Annotated in this window: 20 protein-coding genes; 16 read left to right on the forward strand and 4 right to left on the reverse strand. The window is 71.6% G+C overall.

Annotated elements, in window-relative coordinates; all coding sequences use genetic code 11:
• Positions 1-36: 36 nt before the first annotated feature.
• From rox to DI005_RS32315, 3 genes are all read right to left on the reverse strand, one after another.
• Entirely contained in the window at positions 37-1,461 is a 1,425-nt protein-coding gene (gene rox / locus DI005_RS32305) for a rifampin monooxygenase (protein WP_113644614.1), read from the reverse strand.
• A 192-nt stretch (positions 1,462-1,653) separates the two neighbouring features.
• Complete coding sequence (locus tag DI005_RS32310; protein ID WP_233520395.1) at positions 1,654-2,364, reverse strand: TIGR02206 family membrane protein; 711 nt, start codon at positions 2,362-2,364, stop codon at positions 1,654-1,656.
• Between the two features lie 74 nt (positions 2,365-2,438).
• Complete coding sequence (locus tag DI005_RS32315; RefSeq protein ID WP_112268658.1) at positions 2,439-3,047, reverse strand: TetR/AcrR family transcriptional regulator; 609 nt, start codon at positions 3,045-3,047, stop codon at positions 2,439-2,441.
• A 60-nt stretch (positions 3,048-3,107) separates the two neighbouring features.
• On the opposite strand from DI005_RS32315, the gene DI005_RS32320 reads away from it, so the two are divergent.
• From DI005_RS32320 to DI005_RS32350, 7 genes are all read left to right on the forward strand, one after another.
• Complete coding sequence (locus tag DI005_RS32320) at positions 3,108-3,587, forward strand: DUF1992 domain-containing protein (protein WP_113644615.1); 480 nt, start codon at positions 3,108-3,110, stop codon at positions 3,585-3,587.
• A 102-nt stretch (positions 3,588-3,689) separates the two neighbouring features.
• Positions 3,690-4,271 carry a ClpP family protease gene (locus tag DI005_RS32325; protein WP_113644616.1) on the forward strand — a complete coding sequence of 194 codons (582 nt, stop codon included), beginning with the start codon at positions 3,690-3,692 and terminating at the stop codon, positions 4,269-4,271.
• 152 nt (positions 4,272-4,423) lie between these two features.
• Complete coding sequence (locus DI005_RS32330) at positions 4,424-5,032, forward strand: hypothetical protein (protein WP_113644617.1); 609 nt, start codon at positions 4,424-4,426, stop codon at positions 5,030-5,032.
• Positions 5,029-6,351 carry an NAD(P)/FAD-dependent oxidoreductase gene (locus DI005_RS32335; RefSeq protein WP_113644694.1) on the forward strand — a complete coding sequence of 441 codons (1,323 nt, stop codon included), beginning with the start codon at positions 5,029-5,031 and terminating at the stop codon, positions 6,349-6,351. Before DI005_RS32330 ends, DI005_RS32335 begins: the two co-directional genes overlap by 4 nt.
• Positions 6,348-7,808: a 2-hydroxymuconic semialdehyde dehydrogenase gene (locus tag DI005_RS32340; RefSeq protein ID WP_199543410.1), complete on the forward strand. Its 1,461-nt coding sequence runs from the start codon at positions 6,348-6,350 to the stop codon at positions 7,806-7,808. Before DI005_RS32335 ends, DI005_RS32340 begins: the two co-directional genes overlap by 4 nt.
• Positions 7,809-7,818: 10 nt before the next feature.
• Positions 7,819-8,262 (forward strand): RidA family protein, encoded by a 444-nt coding sequence (locus tag DI005_RS32345; protein WP_113644618.1) that lies wholly within the window; start codon positions 7,819-7,821, stop codon positions 8,260-8,262.
• A gap of 9 nt (positions 8,263-8,271) precedes the next feature.
• Positions 8,272-8,805: a 3-hydroxyanthranilate 3,4-dioxygenase gene (locus tag DI005_RS32350; protein ID WP_113644619.1), complete on the forward strand. Its 534-nt coding sequence runs from the start codon at positions 8,272-8,274 to the stop codon at positions 8,803-8,805.
• 113 nt (positions 8,806-8,918) lie between these two features.
• Here DI005_RS32350 and DI005_RS32355 read toward each other — a convergent pair whose 3' ends face one another.
• Positions 8,919-9,563: a TetR/AcrR family transcriptional regulator gene (locus DI005_RS32355; RefSeq protein ID WP_113644696.1), complete on the reverse strand. Its 645-nt coding sequence runs from the start codon at positions 9,561-9,563 to the stop codon at positions 8,919-8,921.
• Positions 9,564-9,640: 77 nt separating this feature from the next.
• Here DI005_RS32355 and DI005_RS32360 point away from each other — a divergent pair, with 77 nt between their 5' ends.
• The 9 genes from DI005_RS32360 (at position 9,641) to DI005_RS32400 (ending at position 18,003) form a co-directional block, all read left to right on the forward strand.
• A complete protein-coding gene (locus DI005_RS32360) occupies positions 9,641-10,477 on the forward strand; it encodes an oxygenase MpaB family protein (protein ID WP_113644620.1) in 837 nt (278 codons plus the stop codon).
• Positions 10,478-10,568: 91 nt separating this feature from the next.
• On the forward strand, positions 10,569-10,892 hold the full coding sequence (locus tag DI005_RS32365) for a GNAT family N-acetyltransferase (RefSeq protein ID WP_113644621.1): 324 nt from the start codon (positions 10,569-10,571) through the stop codon (positions 10,890-10,892).
• On the forward strand, positions 10,885-11,835 hold the full coding sequence (locus tag DI005_RS32370) for a pirin family protein (RefSeq protein ID WP_113644622.1): 951 nt from the start codon (positions 10,885-10,887) through the stop codon (positions 11,833-11,835). Before DI005_RS32365 ends, DI005_RS32370 begins: the two co-directional genes overlap by 8 nt.
• A 342-nt stretch (positions 11,836-12,177) precedes the next feature.
• Positions 12,178-13,923, forward strand: a complete 1,746-nt coding sequence (locus DI005_RS32375; protein ID WP_113644623.1) for a hypothetical protein — start codon at positions 12,178-12,180, stop codon at positions 13,921-13,923.
• Entirely contained in the window at positions 13,920-14,666 is a 747-nt protein-coding gene (locus DI005_RS32380) for an IclR family transcriptional regulator (protein ID WP_158303098.1), read from the forward strand. The genes DI005_RS32375 and DI005_RS32380 overlap by 4 nt, the downstream gene beginning before the upstream one ends.
• A complete protein-coding gene (locus tag DI005_RS32385; protein ID WP_113644624.1) occupies positions 14,663-15,340 on the forward strand; it encodes a hypothetical protein in 678 nt (225 codons plus the stop codon). The genes DI005_RS32380 and DI005_RS32385 overlap by 4 nt, the downstream gene beginning before the upstream one ends.
• Before the next feature lie 17 nt (positions 15,341-15,357).
• Positions 15,358-16,356 carry a dipeptidase gene (locus DI005_RS32390; RefSeq protein WP_113644625.1) on the forward strand — a complete coding sequence of 333 codons (999 nt, stop codon included), beginning with the start codon at positions 15,358-15,360 and terminating at the stop codon, positions 16,354-16,356.
• A 4-nt stretch (positions 16,357-16,360) separates the two neighbouring features.
• A complete protein-coding gene (locus tag DI005_RS32395; RefSeq protein ID WP_112268685.1) occupies positions 16,361-17,191 on the forward strand; it encodes an ABC transporter ATP-binding protein in 831 nt (276 codons plus the stop codon).
• Complete coding sequence (locus tag DI005_RS32400; RefSeq protein ID WP_112268687.1) at positions 17,191-18,003, forward strand: ABC transporter permease; 813 nt, start codon at positions 17,191-17,193, stop codon at positions 18,001-18,003. The genes DI005_RS32395 and DI005_RS32400 overlap by 1 nt, the downstream gene beginning before the upstream one ends.
• The last annotated feature ends 2 nt before the right edge of the window (positions 18,004-18,005 follow it).

Consider the following 18,005-nt stretch of genomic DNA (forward strand, 5'->3'; position numbering starts at 1 on the left):
GCCACGGCGGGGTGAGCGCCGTGGCGCGGACCGGCCTCAGGCTGCGGCGCCGAACCACCTCGGCAGGTGGTCGAGCAGGTCCTGCTGGTCCTCTCCGGCCCAGGCCACGTGGCCGTCGGGCCGCAGGAGCACGGCCGGTGCGTTCAGCTCCTCGCTGACGTCGACGACGTGGTCGACGCGGTCCGCCCAGCCGGCCACCGAGAGCCGGCCGGTCTGGTCGAGCAGCAGCCCCCGACCACCGTGCATCAGCTCGTAGAGGCGGCCCCGCTTCAGTTCCACGTCCCGCAGCCGCCCGCCGAGCAGCTCGTGTCCCTCGCCGAAGTCGTAGCGAACGCCGATCGCGGTGATCTTCTCGATCAGGTGCCGGTTCACCTCCTCGAAGTCCATCAGCTCCGCCACCAGTCTGCGCACGGCCTGTGGGCCGGGCGCGGTGGACATCAGCTCCATCTGCGCGCGGGTGTTGTCGAGGACGTCCTCGGCCACCGGGTGCCGTTCGGCGTGGTAACTGTCGAGCAGCCCTTCCGGCGCCCAGCCTGCCACCGCTGCGGCCAGCTTCCAGCCGAGGTTGAACGCGTCCTGGAGGCCGAGGTTGAGGCCCTGCCCGCCGACCGGTGGATGGATGTGCGCGGCGTCGCCCGCCAGGAACGCCCGGCCGGTCCGGTAGCGCTCGGCCTGCCGCGTGGCGTCGCCGAAGCGGGACAGCCAGCGCGGCGAGTGCACGCCGAAGTCGGTGCCGGCGATCGCCCTCAGCTGGTGCCTCACCTCGTCGAGTGTCGGCGGGACCGAGCGGTCCTCGGCCACCCCCTCGGCGGGCACGACGACGCGGTACGCCCCGTTCCCGAGCGGTCCGACACCGAACCGCTTCTGGGTCCTGCGGACCTCGGCCACCACTTCCGCCACCGTCTCCGGCGGCACGCCCACCTCCAGCTCACCCAGCAGCGTCTCGACCCTGGCCGGCTCACCGGGAAAGCCGACCCCGAGCAGCTTCCGCACCGTGCTGCGGCCTCCGTCGCAGCCGACGAGGTAACGCGAGCGCAGCCGCGTGCCGTCCGCCAGCTCCGCGGTCACCCCTTCGTCGTCCTGGCTCAGCCCGGTCAGCTCGCAACCGCGCCGGATCTCGGCACCGACCTCGGTTGCGTACTCCTCCAGCAGGCGATCGGTGACCGTTTGCGGGAGGCCGAGCACGTAGCCGTGCGCGGTGTCCAGCCGTTCGGGCGAGGGCTTGTCGATGCCGGCGAAGAACCCTCCGACCGGGTACCGCGTGCCGCGGGCGAGGAACCGTTCCAGCAGCCCTCGCTGGGCCAGCACCTCGATGCTGCGCACGTGCAGGCCGAGTGCGCGGACCACGGGGGTCGGTTCCGTCTCCTTGTCGAGCACGAGCACGTGCACGCCCCGCAGCCGCAGCTCACCGGCCAGCATCAGGCCGGTCGGCCCGCCTCCGGCGATGATCACGTCGTACATGTGGCCCCCTGATTGTCCCTGCGATCGCCTGTCGGCCGGAGATTCTGCGCCACGGACCGGGTCTTGCCGCAAGACCCTGGGTGCGCTATATGTTGAGAGTGGCAGGGAGTCGACGAGACCCCTGCCTTTTTCGTCCGGTGTGGACGACGGGAACACTCCGGCGTCACGCGAACGCACGACTCGCGGGCGGTGCTACGCGCGTGTCGCGGCGGCGTGCTGGCGGGCGCCTCGCGTCCACGGCCACGTCATGAGCGCCCACACCCCGAGCACGAGTACGACGATCGAGAGCACGTACCACGGCCACGGGCCGAGCACGTCCACGAGCGACACCGACTCGGGTGCGCGGTTCAGGTAGCCGTAGTTGGTACCCGCGAACGCGTTGAACACCATGGCGACCGCGGCCCATCCCGCCGTGACGGTGACGGAGAACCAGTAGCCGCGCCAGTCCGGAACCCGGCCCACGCCCCAGGTGAGGTAGACCGCGGCCCAGATGACGAGCAGATGCACTCCCCAGAACGCCACGAACGTGCGTGACGGGAAGTCCGGCCCGGTCAGCACGGGGAAGAACAGGGCCTGCGTGCTCAAGGTCAGGCACCAGAAGTACGTCAGCGCGCACGGCCATGGCCTGCGGGTCCACAGCGCGTAGGCGGCGACCGGGCCCGCGAGGTCGGACAGGTGCAGCGGGATCCAGTTCACCACCTCGCGGACGGTGATCACCGAGTAGGTCTGCACCACCAGCACCGCGGCCACCACGGCGACGGCGAAGGCACGGCTCAGGCGGCGTTCCGCCGGGGTGCCGCGCTGCCTGCGGCCGGCGAGGACCAACGCCGCGGCCCCCGCCGCGAACACGGCGAGGACCAGCCAGTGCGACAGGCCGTACGCGGAGAACTCGCCGTCAGCCACCGGTTCCTCCAGCCGGGTCGTTCACTGTCGATGGTGCCACGGCGGCGATGTGACTGGAACTCTCGCGCGGACCGTCAGGCGTGGTCCCGATGGGTGAAGAGGCGGTCCACGTGGTAGCGCAGCACCGCCTCCGCTGAGGCCGCCGTTCGCTGGCCGACGAGCACGCTGGTGCCCAGCCCGTGGGTCAGCGCCAGCAGGCGCGCGGCCTCCGCCGCGGGATCCGTGTCCTCGGCCAGCTCTCCGGCCGCCTCGCGCAGTGTCGCCGTCAGCTGTTGTTCGAGCCGCCTCGGCCCGGCGACGAACGGCTGCGCGGCCAGGTCCGGCTCGGTCATCGCGAGCACCGCGTACGACGTCCAGACCAGGTGGAACGCGCGGCTGCGCTCGTCGGTCGGCAGCGCCTCGGCGAGCAGGGCCTCGACGAACCGCCGCGCGGGCACGGGGCCGGATAGGCCGGCGAGGCGTTCCCGCCACCGTGCGTGGCTCGCCTCCTCCAGGTGCAGCAGCGTCGCGTGCAGCAGGGCGGCCTTGGTCTCGAAGTAGTACTGCACGAGCCGCAGCGACACCCCTGCCTCGGCCGCCACCGCCCGCATCGTCACGGCGTGCAGGCCCTCGCGCGCCGCGAGCCGGACCAGCGCCTCGGCGATCGTGGCACGCCGCTGAGCGTGGTCGACGGTCCTCGGCATACTCGCCTCCTTTGTGATACCGATGTATCATAACGGGACCGGCGAGACCGAGGTGCGGACATGACGGAACGCAAGCCGCCCGGCGTCAGCTTCGAGTCGTGGGTAGAGAAGCAGATCCGGGAAGCGCAGGAACGGGGCGAGTTCGACGACCTGCCGGGAGCGGGCAAACCGCTGCCCGGACGCGACCGGCCCGTCGAGGAGCAGTGGTGGCTGCGGGACTACCTGCGGCGCGAGGGCCTGCCCTCGGACGCGTTGCTGCCCACCCCGCTGCAACTGCGCAAGGAGGCCGAGCGGCTGCCGGAGACGGTCGCGTCCCTGCGCTCGGAGGAGGCCGTGCGCGAGGCGGTCAGCGCGCTGAACCGGCGCATCGTGGACTGGCTGCGCGCGGGCACGGGTCCGCGCGTGCACGTCGCGCCCGTGGACGCCGACGAGATCGTCGCAGGCTGGCAGGCCGCGCGGACTCCGCCTCCGGCCGCGCCCTCGGCGCCGGAGGCGGAGGAGCGGTCACGGCGCGAACGGTGGTGGCGCCGACGGCGCTGAGCATTACGCCGTCGGCGAAAGTCCCAGGAAGCCGTTTCGCCGCAAGCGAATCCGGTGTCCATGCACTGTGGACGATCGGCTCACTGCTCTAGCGTCCGCGGCATGACACAGGCACACCAATCTCCGGCGACGCTCTCCGACGCGGTCTACGACCGGCTCCTGCGACAGCGGATCATCGTGCTCGGGCAGGAGGTGGACGACGACGTGGCCAACCGCGTCACGGCGCAGCTGCTGCTGCTCGCCGCCGACGACCCGGAGGCCGACATCTCCCTCTACATCAACTCGCCCGGCGGTTCGGTGCCGGCCGGGATGGCCATCTTCGACACCATGGAGCTCGTCCGCTGCGACGTGGCGACGTTCGGGCTCGGCCTCGCCGCCTCGATGGGTCAGTTCCTCCTCTCGGCGGGCACCCCCGGCAAACGGCACGCCCTTCCGCACTGCCAGATCCTCATGCACCAGCCCTCCGCCGGGGTCGGTGGGACCGAGTCCGACATCCGCATCCAGGCGGAGATGCTGCGCGCGAGCAAGCGCGAGCTGGCCGGGCTCATCGCCACCCACACCGGGCAGCCCGTCGAGCGGATCGTCGCCGACTCCGACCGCGACCGGTGGTTCACCGCGAGCGAGGCACGGGGATACGGCTTCATCGACCGGGTGGTCGCGACCCGCGCGGCCGTCGAATCGTAGGCAGAAGGCGCTCACGCCTCGAAGCGGTCTTGAGCTCGACCCGTCGGGTCACAGCGGGACAGCCGGAACTTCGCCGGCCAGGGGTATCACCATCCGGGCTCCGACGCGCGCACTATGGAGGCGACGGCAACGACGCTGATGGGCTGACGGCGATGACGACGACGCTCGACGACACCGGGGCCGGGACGCCGCGCCGGGACGCGGCCGACCCGTTCCCGGCCCCGACCGCGCAGGGCGGCGAGTACCCCGAGGCCGCCTTTCTCGCGGGCAACCCGCTGGGCCTGCGGCCCGCCGCGACCAGGGCCGAGCTGCTGGGGGACCTCGACAGCCACGCCGTGCGCAGACAGGCCCGCTCCCACGGCCTCGACCCGGACGCCATCGTCGCGCGCCTGGGCCATTGCGGGGAGGTGCTCGACCCGCTCGCCCGCGAGGGCCACCCGGTGGCCACCGCGGAGGCGTGGCGGGTTTCCGGCCCGCCGATCCTCGCGACGGGTCCGGTGCGGACGTCGCTCTCGACCTTCGAGCAGATCGGCATGCCAGCGCTCCGGGCGCGCGGCTTGCGGCCGACCGGGTACCTGGCCGGGCTGCTCGACGCCGTCACCGCGACCCGCCCGCTCGCCCCGCGGGAGCCGCTCCGGCTCGGCGCCCGGCCATCGCCGCGCGCCGAGCGGGTGGGCGCTGACGAGCCGTCCCGGCGGACGCGCCTGGAGTGCGGCGTGGTCACCGGCGCGCGCGCCCGGCTCGTCGCGGAGGAACCATGACGGCGAGCGGAGACGTCGCGATCGTCGGCGCGGGGCTGACGGGCTGCCTGCTCGCCGGGTACCTCGCGCGCCGGGGCGAGCGTGTGGTGCTCTACGAGCGTCGCCCCGACCCTCGGCTGACCGGGGCCGAACGCGGGCGATCCATCAACCTCGCGCTGTCCGAACGGGGCATCGACGCCCTGCGCCGGGTCGGGCTCGACGGGAAGGTGCTCGCCGACGCACTCCCCATGCGCGGCCGGATGGTCCACTCCGCTGACGGCGTACTGGACTTCCAGCCCTACAGCGCCGAGGGCCGGCGGGCGATCAACTCGATCAGCCGCGGCGCGCTCAACAACGTCCTGCTCGACGCCGCGCAGGCGCTGCCGGAGGTGGAGGTGCGATTCGAGCACTGGCTGACCGGGCTCGACCCCGCCACGGGCGCATTGACGTTCGATACGCCCGACGGGCCGCTACGCGCCGGTGCCGCCGTGGTGCTCGGCGCCGACGGGGCCGGCTCGGCCGTGCGTGGCGAGCTGCTGCGCCACGCCGCGACCGCCGAGACGCTCGACTTCCTCGACTACGGCTACAAGGAGCTCACCATCCCGGCCGTGGGCGGCGAGTTCGCGCTCGATCCGGGCGCCCTGCACATCTGGCCGAGGGGCCGCTCGATGATGATCGCGCTGCCCAACCCGGACCGCTCGTTCACGTGCACGCTGTTCTGGCCCACCAGCGGCACCGAGTCGTTCGCCTCGCTGAGCAGCCCTGCCGCCGTTGAGCGGTACTTCACCGCGCACTACCCCGATGTCGTGCCGCTGCTGCCGCACCTGGTCACCGAGTACCGCGAGAATCCCGTCGGACTGCTCGGCACCGTGCGCTGCGCGCCGTGGCACGCGAGTGGCCGGGTGTGCCTGATCGGCGACGCCGCGCACGCCATCGTGCCGTTCTACGGGCAGGGTGCCAACTGCGCGTTCGAGGATGTCGTGGTGCTCGAACGGTGCCTCGACGACACCGGCGGCGACTGGAGCGCGGCGCTGCCGCTCTTCGACCGGGAACGCCGCGCCGACACCGAGGCGATCGCGGAGATGGCATTGGCCAACTTCGTCGAGATGCGCGACAAGGTCGCCTCGCCGCTGTTCAAACTCGGCAAGCGCGTCGAGCACGCTCTGGAGCGGGCACTGCCGGGACGCTACGCTTCCCGCTACGAGCTCGTGTCGTTCTCGACCGTCCCGTACTCGGCGGTGTGCCGCCGGGTACGCACCCAACACCGTCTGCTCGGCGCAGCGGTGGCCGGCGCGCTCGGCCTCGCGGGCGCCGTGACCGCACTCCGGAGGCGATCGTGACTGACACGCTGCGGCACTTCATCGACGGGGAGTTCACCGGCTCCGCCAAGGACTTCCCCAAACTCAGCCCCGTCACCGGCGAGATGCTGTGCCGGGTCGCCGAGGCCGGTGAGTCCGATGTGGACGATGCGGTCGCGGCGGCGAGGCAGGCGCTGCGCGGGCCGTGGGCGCGCACCACGGAGCTGGAGCGTGCGGCGGTGCTGCGCCGCGTCGCCGACGAGGCCGAGCGCCGCTTCGACGACCTCGTGGCGGCGGAGGTGGCCGACACCGGCAAGCCCGTGGATCAGGCCCGCACGCTCGACGTCCCGCGCGCGGCGGCGAACTTCCGCGCGTTCGCCGACATCGTCAGCGCGGCGGCGGGGGAGTCGTTCCTCACCGGCACCGCGGGCGGCGGCCGGGCCCTCAACTACGCCGTGCGCAAACCGGTCGGTGTGGTCGCCGTGATCGTGCCGTGGAATCTGCCGCTGCTGCTGCTCACGTGGAAGGTCGCTCCCGCGCTCGCGTGTGGCGACACCGTGGTGGTGAAACCCTCCGAGGAGACGCCGTCCTCCGCGGCGGTGCTCGCGGAGATCGTGCGCGACGCCGGGTTGCCGCCGGGCGTGTTCAACCTCGTGCACGGATTCGGGCCGGATTCGGCGGGGGAGTACCTCGTGCGGCACCCCGGTGTCGACGCGATCACGTTCACCGGCGAGTCCGCCACGGGCTCCACGATCGGCCGCTCGGCCGCCGACGGCGTCAAGGCCGTGTCGTTCGAGCTGGGCGGCAAGAACGCGGGCATCGTGTTCGCCGACGCCGACCTCGACGCCGCCGTGGCCGGCACCGTCCGCTCGGCGTTCACCAACGGCGGCCAGGTGTGCCTGTGCACCGAGCGGCTCTACGTGCAGCGCCCCGTGTTCGAGGAGTTCACCGAGCGGCTCGCCGCCCGCGCGAGGGAAGCCGTGTTCGGCTGGCCCACGGACCCCGGGCTCACCACGATGCCGCTGATCTCCAGGGACCACCGGGAGAAGGTGCTCGGCTACTACCGGCTCGCCCGCGACGAGGGCGCCGAGGTGCACGCGGGCGGCGACCACCCGGTGTTCGGTGACGCCCGCGACGGCGGCGCGTACGTGCGCCCGACCGTGCTCACCGGGCTCGGCGAGCACACCAGGACCAACCGCGAGGAGATCTTCGGCCCGGTGTGCCACGTGGCGCCCTTCGACGACGAGGACGAGGCCTATGCGCTGGCCAACGACAGCGACTACGGCCTCGCCGCGGCGGTGTGGACCCGCGACGTCGGCAGGGCCCACCGCGCCGGGTCCGCGCTCGACGTCGGGCTGGTGTGGGTCAACACGTGGTTCCTGCGTGACCTGCGCAGCCCTTTCGGCGGCACCAAGGCCTCCGGCATCGGGCGCGAGGGCGGGCTGCGCTCGCTGGACTTCTACACCGAGACCACCAACGTCTGCGTCGACCTCGGCTGAAAGGGGACCCATGGACGGCAACGGCGGCACCCGCGCCGCGCGCACGGTCGCGGGCAAGGCAAGGCCCCGCGGCCGGTACCCGCACGTGAAGGTCGCGAACGGGTTCGCGTTCCTCTCCGGCACCAGCAGCCGCAGGGCCGACAACACCATCGCGGGCGCCGACGTGGACGAGCTGGGCACCACCGCGCTCGACATCCGCGAGCAGACCCGCGCCGTCATCGGCAACCTCCGCGATGTGCTCGCCGAGGTCGGCGCCGGGCTGGAGGACCTGGTGTCGGTCACGACCTATCTGGTCTCGATGAACGACTTCGGCGGCTACAACGCCGTCTACGGCGAGTTCTTCGACGAGAACGGGCCCGCCAGGACCACCGTCGCGGTGCACCAGCTGCCGCATCCGCACCTGCTGATCGAGATGTCCGCCGTGGCCGTGCTGCCGCGGTCCACAATGGAGTAGGAGGACGACATGACCGAGACGACCGGCATCACCGCTCCCGTCCACTTTCCCGGCTGGCTCGAGCAGAACCAGGCGCTGCTGAAACCGCCGGTCGGCAACAAGCAGCTGTTCCCGGGGTCGCAGGACTTCATCGTGATGGTGGTTGGCGGGCCCAACGCGCGCACCGACTTCCACGTCGACCCGTACGAGGAGTTCTTCTACCAGATCAAGGGGAACATCCACGTCGACATCGTCACCGAGAACGGCGTGGAGCCCGTGCACATCCGCGAGGGCGAGATGTGGGTGCTGCCCCCGAACGTGCCCCATTCGCCGCAGCGGCCCGAGGCCGGCTCCATCGGTATCGTCATCGAGCGCATCCGCAAGGAGGGCACGCTGGAGAAGTTCCAGTGGTACTGCCCGAACTGCTCTGCGCTCGTGTACGAGGTCGAGCTGCAGGTGCGCGACATCGTGGCCGACCTGCCGCCGGTGTTCGAGGCGTTCTACGCCGACGAGCAGGCGCGCGTGTGCCGTGCGTGCGGCACCAAGCACCCGGGCAAGGGCTGATGCCGTCGCGAGTCCCCGCTCCAGCCCGCGAGTCCCCCGCTCAGGACGGCGAGTTGCGCGCTCAGGACGGCGAGTCCTGCACTCAGGACGGCGAGTTGTGCGTTCCGGCCGGATCAGTCCGCAGCCGACGCATCGAGATCGGTGTGCTCCGCGACCGTGCGGAAGATCTCGCCGCAGTACTCGACGATCTCCTCCTGGCTCGCCGAGAGCGTGCCGTCCAGCCACGACGTAAGGGTCTGGGCGAGGCCGCCGACCAGCAGCTCGGCGGTGATCTCGATCTGCGTGCTGGTGTGCACGCCGTAGAACTCGCGCGCCTGCAGGCCGAGCAGCCGCACGAACAGGCGGGTCGACTCGACGCGGCGCTCGCCGAGGACGGTGCCGCTCAGCGCGGGGGAGAACAGCAGCCGCCCGCGCCGCGGGTCCTCGGCGACTGTCCGCACGAGCGTGCCCAGCCCGGCCCGGATCTTCGCGCGCGCGTCCCGCGGAGCCGCGTTGACCGCCTCCAGGGTGGTCGCCGCGATGTTCTCCACCACGTGGTCGTAGACCGCGACCGCGAACGCGTCGCGATCGGGGAAGCTCTCGTAGAAGTACCTCGCCGCGAGTCCGGCCTGCCTGCAGACCCCGCGCACGCTGAGGTTCTGCTCGCCGTCGCGCGCGCCGAGCAGCTCCAGACCCGCTTCGATGAGCTGGGCCCTGCGCTCGGCTTGCCGGTCACTGCCCGTGACACCGCCATAGGTCCGCAGAGGTGTGGAGTCCATGCCGACCATCTTGACACCTCCGGGGAGAACGCGGTTGCATATCTGCTAACGGCCGTGAGCAGATGAAGGGGTCGCCGATGGACACCACCGCGAACAAGCCGGAGACGATGCTGGAAGTCCGTGACGACATGGTCATCGGTGCGGGGCTGATGGCCGGTGCGGCGAACATCATCATGCAGCTGGCGCGACCCGGGGTCGGGTACGGCGTGGTGGAGAGCAGAGTCGACGACGGCAACGTCTTCAAGCACCCGGTCAAGCGGACGCGGACCACGCTGACCTACCTCGCCGTGGCCACGCTGGGCACCGAGGAGGAGCGGCTGGCCTACCGGCGTGCGGTCGACAAGCAGCACATGCAGGTGCGCTCGACCAAGGACAGCCCGGTGAAGTACAGCGCGATGGACCCTCGCCTGCAGCTCTGGGTGGCCGCCTGCCTTTACAAGGGTTTCGAGGACGTCTACCACGTCTTCGCGGGCAGGCTGGAGCCCGGCGAGCTGGAGGCGGTCTACCGCGCCGCCGCGCCGCTGGGCACCACGCTGCAGGTTCGCGAGGACATGTGGCCCGCCGACCGGGCCGCGTTCGAGGAGTACTGGAACTCCTCGCTCGAGCAGGTCCACATCGACGACACCGTGCGCGAGTACCTCTACGGCATCGCGACCCTGCGCTTCATGCCGCGCATCGTGAGCCTGCTGCTCGGGCCGTTCAACCGGTTCGTCACCACGGGCTTCCTGCCGCAGCGGTTCCGCGACGAGATGCGGCTGACCTGGACGCCGCGCCAGCAACGCCGCTGGGACCGGCTCATGCGGACCATCGCGCGGGTCATCAGGCCCCTGCCCAGGCCCCTGCGCGAGTTCCCCTACAACGCCTACCTCTGGGACCTGCGGCGCAGGCTGCGCACCGGCCGCCCCCTCGTCTGAGCCCGGCCTCCGCCGTCCGCCGCCGCTCGCGGGGAAGATCCCGGGTGGCTAGCGTGTTGCAGGGACAGGCGACGCGGGAAGGATGAGGCACATGACCGAGCAGGTGACCCAGCCGCGGGTGGTCCGCAACGACGAGCGCAGCCGCTACGAGGTGTGGTCGGGCGAGCGGCTCGCCGGCTTCTCCGAGTACCGCGAACAGCGCGAGCGCACGGTGTACCTGCACACCGAGGTGGACGACGCCTTCGCGGGGCAGGGGCTCGGGAAGGTGCTCGCCGCCGGTGCGCTCGACGACGCCGTGGCGCGGGGCCGGGTGATCGTGCCGGTGTGCCCGTTCATCGCGAGCTACGTGCGCAAGAACTCCGACCGGTACGAGGAGCACGTCCACTGGCGCGGCAACGGCAAGGCCGATGAGTAACCTCGAAGCCAGCCCGGAGGTGACGCCGTGCCGCACGGCGGAACACGGCGCGGTGACCGAGCTGCTGCGGGCGAGGACGGTGCCGCTCGGTGGTGTGCGGGGGATGCAGGTCGACCGGGTCCTGCCGCAGCGGGCACTGCCGACCGTCGGCACCTGGTGCTTCCTCGACCAGTTCGGTCCCGCACGTTCCGACATGCGCGTGCTGCCGCATCCGCACATCGGGCTGCAGACGGTCACCTGGCCGATCGCGGGCGAGATACGGCACCGCGACAGCATTGGCAGCGACGTGGTGGTGCGGCCAGGTCAGCTCAACCTCATGACCGGCGGGCGAGGGGTGGCGCACTCGGAGTTCTCGCTCGGCTCCGAGCCGATGCTGCACGGCCTGCAGCTGTGGGTCGCGCTGCCGAGGGAGAGCACCGGCGTCGCGCCCGCGTTCGAGCAGCACGTGTCGCTGCCGTCGTACGAGAACGGCGGGCTGCGGGCGACGGTGCTGGTCGGCTCGCTGGGGGAGGCGGTTTCGCCGGCGACGGTGTACACGCCGATCGTCGGCGCCGAGCTCACGGTGGAGCCGGGCGCCGGGGCGGAGGTGCCGCTGCGCCCGGACTTCGAATACGCGGTGCTCCTGGTGCAGGGGGAGGCGGTGGTCGCGGACACCCCGCTCGCGGTGGGTCCGTTGCTGTACCTCGGTACCGGGCGCACGTCGCTGCCGGTGTCCTCGGCGCGTGGCGCCCGGGCGGTGCTGCTCGGCGGCGAGCCCTTTCCCGACGAGCTCGTGATGTGGTGGAACTTCGTCGGCCGCGGCCACGACGAGATCGCCGAGGCCCGCGCCGGCTGGGAGGCCGGCGACACGTCCCGGTTCGGCCGTGTGGCCGGCCACGGTGACGCGCGCATTCCCGCGCCCGGGCTCCCGGGCGTCCGGCTGACGCCGCGCCGCCGCCGCTGACGCGCCGCGCGAGTCCTGCGCTCCGGCTCGCGAGTTCCGCGTTCCCGACCGCGAGTTCTGCATTCCCGACGGTGAGTTCCGCGTTCGCGACCGCGGGTTCCCTGTTCCCGTAGCCCCGCCGCTCCCGGCGCGCCGCCGCGAACGCGCAACTCGCGGTCCTGAGTGCGCAACTCGCGGTCCTGAGTGCGCAACTCGCGGTCCTGAGTGCGCGACTCGCGCATCGGTTACGAGCAGATCAACTGCGCGGGAACTCTTGTGCGGGGAACCGCGAGCACATAGTGTCATGTAAAAGCGAACGCTGTCAAGATATTCATGACACACATCGAAGCGAAGGTTGGGTGGATGCGTACTGCCGGCAGACCCGCCCCCGCGGCCACGGCGGAGGGGCTCGCGTTCCGCGATCCCGCCGAGCTGATGGATCCGCGGCGACTGGCGGCCATGCAGCCGACCCGGCTCAGTGCGAGCCGGTCACTGATCGAGAAGATGACCCGGGAACGCTGGAACATCGAACTGTCCACGATGGACGTGTCCGACGCCGGCGACGGCGTCGCGGTGTACCGGGTGGACACCGGAAGCGACGTGTTCTCCTTCGCCGCCTTCAGTTCCGAGCCGAGGATGGTCGACCGCACCCCGCGCATCATCGGCCAGAGCTGGGACATGGTCGGCGCCCTGTGGGAGGGCGAGGCCGACGAGGCGCGCATCGAGCAGACCCGCCGTGAGCTGCCGAAGCTCTACGCCGGCCGCGCCGCGCCGGGCACGCTCGTCTGGTGCCGCTCCAACCGGAGCCTGAGGGCGTTCGAGCACAGCGTCCGCGCGCTGGCCGACGGCCGGCAGCCCGACCCGGACGTGCTGCGGGGGATCGGTTACCTCATGCGCAACACCGGTCTCGACGCGAACGGCACGTTCGGCACCCGCACCTTCATCTCCTACGGCGACCGTCACCCGTTGCGCGTGCCCTACCACGCGCAGATGCTCACGGCCTACCTCATGCGAGAGTTCAGCGCCGACCTGTGCGAACGCCTCGCGCGGGGCGTGTCGTCGCGTGCGGTGCCCCTCGCGACCGAGTACCGTCGCTACCTGGGGCTCGGCAACGGCTCCGCGCTCGGGCTCGTGCTCTTCGTCGCCAACCACCCCCGGCTCGTCGACCGTTGGCTCACCCTGCGCGAACGCGCGCTGCTCGCGGCGCGCAGACTCGATCCGTCCGAAGCCGACGGACGCTGGGACACGCTGCTCGGGCTGCTGGACCGCGCGATCACCTACCGGCGCCAGGATCCCATGAGCTACAACGTCTTTCCGGCCAGCGAGCACGTCGCCGCGGAGCTGGAGAAGGTCCGAGGCCTCGTCACCCGGCTGAAGGCCGGGGAACGGTTCGCGGGTCCCGAGGTGCCCGCTTTCGAGCAGCTGCGCGGGGAGATCGCCGGGACGGTCACCGCGGAGACCGAGGAGACGCTCGACGCGCTGCTGATCGAGTTCGTGCCGCAGGAGTGCACGCGGCTCACCGAGGAGCTGCTCGTGGACGAGCAGCTGGTGCGCGAGCCCGGGATGACCATCGGCGAGCTGCGCCGCCTGCTCGAAGAGGAGTACCGCTGGGCGCTGGAGCTGCCCATCGCGGGCGAGCACGACCGCAGGCGCATCTGGTACAAGTCGCGGTCGTCGGAGGAGCCCAGGTCAGGCCCCCGCGAGGAGGTGCCCGGCGGGTTCGACCTCTCCGTGGACGTGCCGGGGCTCGCGCGGGCGCTGCGCGCGCAGCTGGACACGTATGATCCGCGGGTCCGGGTAGGACGGTTCCTCTTCGACAACCCCGAGCAGCTCGCCGCTATCGAGCGCTTCCAGGCGTTGCGCGGCAACCCCTACGCACAGCCCTATGTGGACGCACTGGACGTGGAGTTCGTGCCAGCGAGGCTGATCCGGCTCATGAACGGCGCACTGTACGGTTTGGACCGGACAAAGGACTATCTCAACCGGACACTGCGCGGCCTGATCTTCCAGGGCGCTCCCACGCGCGAGGACATCGCGCGCGGCGACGAGAGCGTGTGGTGGTGGCCGGCCGAGCCCGGTGCCGGGCGGAACGGAGGAGACCGCGCGTGAGCGAGGAGAGCAAGCCACGCACCCAGCCGTTGTCCACCACGCTGAAGAGCCTCGGCGTGCTCGAGACGGTCGCGCAGGCGGAGCGCTCGGTGCGCGTTTCCGAGCTGGCCAGGGAGCTGGGCTGGTCTCGGGCCGCCGTGCACCAGCAGCTGGTGACCCTGACCGCCGCGGGGTGGATGGAGCAGACCGACGAGGGTGCCTACCGGCTGACCCTGCGCGCCGCGTGGGTCGGGCAGTCGGCGCTGCGGCAGGCCGGACTCGCCGACCGCGTGCTGCCCGCGATGGAACGGCTCGTCGAGGAGATCCGCGAGGCCGTCTCGCTAGCGATTCTCGAACGCGACACCGCCACGATCATCCAGCGGCTCGAGCCCGGCCGCACGCTGCAGGTCGACCTGCGCGCCGAGGCGCAGATGCCGCTGGGCCGCAGCGCTTCCGGGAAGGTGCTCATGGCGTGGGCCACCGAGCGTCAGCTCGACGACCTGCGCAACCGCGGTGTCGAGGTGCCCGCCGCCGAGGACCTCGCGGCGATCCGCGAGGCGGGCTACGCGACCTCCAGTGGTCGCTGGCTCGACGGCGTCACCGGCATCGCCGCGCCCGTCTTCGACGTGCACGGCGGCTGCGTCGGCGCGCTCAGCCTGGCGGGCCCGGCGAGCAGGCTCGACGTCGAGAAGGCCACGACCGCACTGCTGCGGCGGGCCGAGGAGGTCAACGAGGTGCTCTCCGGAAAGGGCGGTGCTCGATGAGCGCGGAGACGCTGCGGGTGAGCCTGCGCGAGACCCGCCTGGTCACCGAACGGATCGTGATGCTGCTCGGCGTCCCCAAGGGCGCGTGGGCCGCGGTGAGGGAGGCCGTCGTCGCCGACGAGTCGCTCGGGCTGGAAGGTCTCGCCTTCCTCGACGGGCGCGCCCCCGGCGGCTGGGCGACCCCGGAGATCACCGGGGAGGACGGGCCCCGGATCAGCGTGGCAGCACGGGGAATCCCGGCGCCGTTCGCCGTGCCCGCCCTGCTCGACCTGGCCGTCGCGACGGTGAGCGAGCACGATGCCGCGACGGTGACCGTGACGGATCTGGCCGATGCCGAGCTCCTGCGAGCCGCCGAGCCACTCGGCGCGCGGCTCGGCGCCAGGGTGCGCGTGAGCGGTACGGGCGGCGTCCGGGTGCTGGCGGCTACGAAAGCCACCGCCGCGGTCCCGGCAGGCTCGCGTGCGGCCATGGCGGGCGGCGAGCACCTGCTCGATGCCGCACTGCACGGGCTCACCGTCCCGGCCGCGCTGTGGTGGCGCCTCTACCACCGGTCCAACGAGGCGCTGACCGTCGACACGCCGTTGTCCCGCAACCACGCCGGGGCCGCCCTCCTCACCGGCGGCGAGGGGCTCACCGAGACCGATCCCGACTACGTGGCCGAGGCCGCGTCCTGAAGCGACAGGAGAACCAAGTGCATTACGTTGACGGACTCGAATGCAGCGAGTTCGACCGCGAGGTGTTCACCGAACTGCGTGAGGGCGGGCTCGCCTGCGTGACGGTGACGTGCGGATACTGGGGCGACGCGCTGGAATCGATGGACTCCCTGGCCGCATGGCGTCAGCTGGAGCGGGAGAACGCCGACCTGATCGCCATCGCGCGCACCGCCGCCGACGTGGAGCGGATCGCGGCCGGGGGCAGGACGGCGATCCTGCTCGGGTTCCAGAACAGCGCGTTCCTCGCGGGCCGGATCCGGTTCGTGGAGCTGTTCGCCGACCTCGGCGTGCGCGTCGCGCAGCTGACCTACAACATCCAGAACGACATCGGCGCCAGCTGCTACGACGACCCCGACAGCGGCCTCACCCGCTTCGGCCGGGAGGTCGTGGCCGAGATGAACCGCGTGGGCATGGCCATCGACCTCTCGCACGTGGGGGACCGCACCAGCATCGAGGCCATCGAGCACTCGGCCAAGCCCGTGGCCGTCACCCACGCCAACGCGGCGTCGCTCGTGCCTCACCGCCGCAACAAGTCCGACGAAGTCCTCAAAGGACTGGCCGCGCGTGGTGGCGTGCTCGGAGTCTCCGGTTACCGCAACATCTCCGGCCCTTATGCCGAGAGCATCGACAAGTGGGCCGAGATGGTCGCCCGGACCGTGGACCTCATCGGCATCGAGCACGTCGGCATCGGCACCGACCTCGGCCGCAAGGTGACCTTCGAGCACCTGCAGTGGATGCGGCAGGGACGCTGGAGCATGCAGCCGCAGTACGGCGCCGGCTCCGCGAGCAACCCGGGCAAGCAGCCGCCGCTGCCGTGGTTCCCCGACACCCGCGCGTTCCCCGCCAAGGAGGAGGCACTGCGCCGCCACGGGTTCGACGAGTCGTCGGTCGCCGCCGTGATGGGCGGCAACTGGTTGCGCTTCTACGCCGAGGTGCTGCCCGGTGGCGGCACAGACCAGCCCAGCCGAGAGGAGTGATCCGATGGCCACCCGCACACTGGCGGACGGGCCCGCGCGCGCCACCGCCGCGCCGTCCGCCATCACGGCTCGCGCCGTGACCAAGACGTTCGAGGGCAAGGGCAAGCTCGTCCATGCGTTGTCCGATGTGGACCTGGAGATCGAGGCGGGCCAGTTCGTCTCGCTGATCGGCCCGAGCGGCTGTGGCAAGTCGACGCTGCTCAAGATGATCGCCGGGCTGCTGACACCGTCCACCGGCACGGTCTCCATCGACGGGGCCACGGTCACCGAGCCGTTGCCGCAGATCGGGGTCGCTTTCCAGAAGCCCACGCTGCTGCGCTGGCGCAATGTGCTCGACAACATCTGCCTGCCGCTGGACATCGACGGCACGCGGAACGCCGAGGGCGAGGCGAGGGCGGTGGACCTGCTGGGCCTGATGGGGCTCGCCGGGTTCGAGAAGCACCACCCCAAGGAGCTCTCCGGCGGCATGGAGCAGCGGGTCGCGATCGCGCGCTCGCTGATCACCCAGCCGTCGCTGCTGCTCATGGACGAGCCGTTCGGCGCGCTCGACGAGTTCACCCGCGAGGACCTCAACGACGAGCTGCTGCGGGTGTGGCAGCACGAGCCCAAGACGGTCGTGTTCGTCACCCACAGCATCTCGGAGGCGGTGTTCCTTTCCGACCGCGTCGTGGTGATGAGCGCGCGGCCCGGCCGCGTCCACGCCAACATCCCGGTGGAGCTGCCGCGCCCGCGCGAGCGCGCGTTGCGCAACACCCCCGAGTTCTACGAGGCGATCCGGCACGTGCGCGCGGTGCTCGACGACGCGCGCCTCGGGGAGCGGAAGGGAGAACACTGATGGCCACCCAGCTCGCCTCCAGCGTCGCGGACGAGACGGCCAAACCACCCCGCCCGCGCGGCGGCGCCGGTCCGAAGTCGGCGGCGCTCGCCGTGCTGATCTTCGTCGCCATCGTCACCACGTGGCACGTGCTCGCCACGTCCGGCGCGGTATCGCCGCTGCTGCTCGCCCCGCCCGGCGACGTGCTGGCGGCGCTCGGGCAGATGATCGCCGACGGCAGCCTGTGGCCTCATCTGTCGGCCACGGTGCAGGAGACCCTGTTCGGCTTCGTGCTCGCCGTGGTCGCCGCTCTCGTGGTGGGGTCCGCGTTCGCGTTCTCGCCGATCGTGCGCAACGCCGTCTACCCGTACATCCTCATCTCGCAGACCTTTCCGAAGGTCGCCATCGCCCCGCTGATCGTCGCGATCTTCGGTTACGACCTCGCGCCGAAGGTGGTGCTGGCCGCGCTGCTGGCGTTCTTCCCGGTGCTCACCAACACGATCGCGGGCCTCACCGAGGTCAGTGACGACGAGGTGAACCTCTTCCGGTCGCTGCGGGCGAGCAAGTGGCAGGAACTGCGCTACCTGCGCATTCCCAACGCGCTCGCGTTCATCTTCCCGGCGCTCAACAGCGCGGCCGTGCTCGCGCTGATCGGCGCCATCGTCGGTGAGTTCGTGGCGTCCCGCACCGGCATCGGCTACGCCATCCAGCAGTTCACCACCACCGGTGAGGTGGCCGCGACCTACGCCACGCTCATCGTGTTGTCCGTCTTCGGCCTGGCGCTCTACGGCGCCCTCACGATCCTCGAGCGCCTCGTGCGCCGCAACCGCTGACC

It is taken from the genome of Prauserella sp. PE36 (assembly GCF_003311655.1).
In the GTDB taxonomy this organism is placed as follows: Bacteria; Actinomycetota; Actinomycetes; order Mycobacteriales; family Pseudonocardiaceae; genus Prauserella_A; species Prauserella_A endophytica.

Coding starts and splice junctions, on each gene's coding strand:
- DI005_RS32355 (WP_113644696.1), bottom strand. CDS start 9,563: ATGGACTCCACACCTCTGCGGACCTATGGCGGTGTCACGGGCAGTGAC.
- DI005_RS32375 (WP_113644623.1), top strand. CDS start 12,178: ATGCGTACTGCCGGCAGACCCGCCCCCGCGGCCACGGCGGAGGGGCTC.
- DI005_RS32315 (WP_112268658.1), bottom strand. CDS start 3,047: ATGCCGAGGACCGTCGACCACGCTCAGCGGCGTGCCACGATCGCCGAG.
- DI005_RS32350 (WP_113644619.1), top strand. CDS start 8,272: ATGACCGAGACGACCGGCATCACCGCTCCCGTCCACTTTCCCGGCTGG.
- rox (WP_113644614.1), bottom strand. CDS start 1,461: ATGTACGACGTGATCATCGCCGGAGGCGGGCCGACCGGCCTGATGCTG.
- DI005_RS32330 (WP_113644617.1), top strand. CDS start 4,424: ATGACGACGACGCTCGACGACACCGGGGCCGGGACGCCGCGCCGGGAC.
- DI005_RS32365 (WP_113644621.1), top strand. CDS start 10,569: ATGACCGAGCAGGTGACCCAGCCGCGGGTGGTCCGCAACGACGAGCGC.
- DI005_RS32320 (WP_113644615.1), top strand. CDS start 3,108: ATGACGGAACGCAAGCCGCCCGGCGTCAGCTTCGAGTCGTGGGTAGAG.
- DI005_RS32370 (WP_113644622.1), top strand. CDS start 10,885: ATGAGTAACCTCGAAGCCAGCCCGGAGGTGACGCCGTGCCGCACGGCG.
- DI005_RS32385 (WP_113644624.1), top strand. CDS start 14,663: ATGAGCGCGGAGACGCTGCGGGTGAGCCTGCGCGAGACCCGCCTGGTC.
- DI005_RS32400 (WP_112268687.1), top strand. CDS start 17,191: ATGGCCACCCAGCTCGCCTCCAGCGTCGCGGACGAGACGGCCAAACCA.
- DI005_RS32325 (WP_113644616.1), top strand. CDS start 3,690: ATGACACAGGCACACCAATCTCCGGCGACGCTCTCCGACGCGGTCTAC.
- DI005_RS32335 (WP_113644694.1), top strand. CDS start 5,029: ATGACGGCGAGCGGAGACGTCGCGATCGTCGGCGCGGGGCTGACGGGC.
- DI005_RS32395 (WP_112268685.1), top strand. CDS start 16,361: ATGGCCACCCGCACACTGGCGGACGGGCCCGCGCGCGCCACCGCCGCG.
- DI005_RS32345 (WP_113644618.1), top strand. CDS start 7,819: ATGGACGGCAACGGCGGCACCCGCGCCGCGCGCACGGTCGCGGGCAAG.
- DI005_RS32360 (WP_113644620.1), top strand. CDS start 9,641: ATGGACACCACCGCGAACAAGCCGGAGACGATGCTGGAAGTCCGTGAC.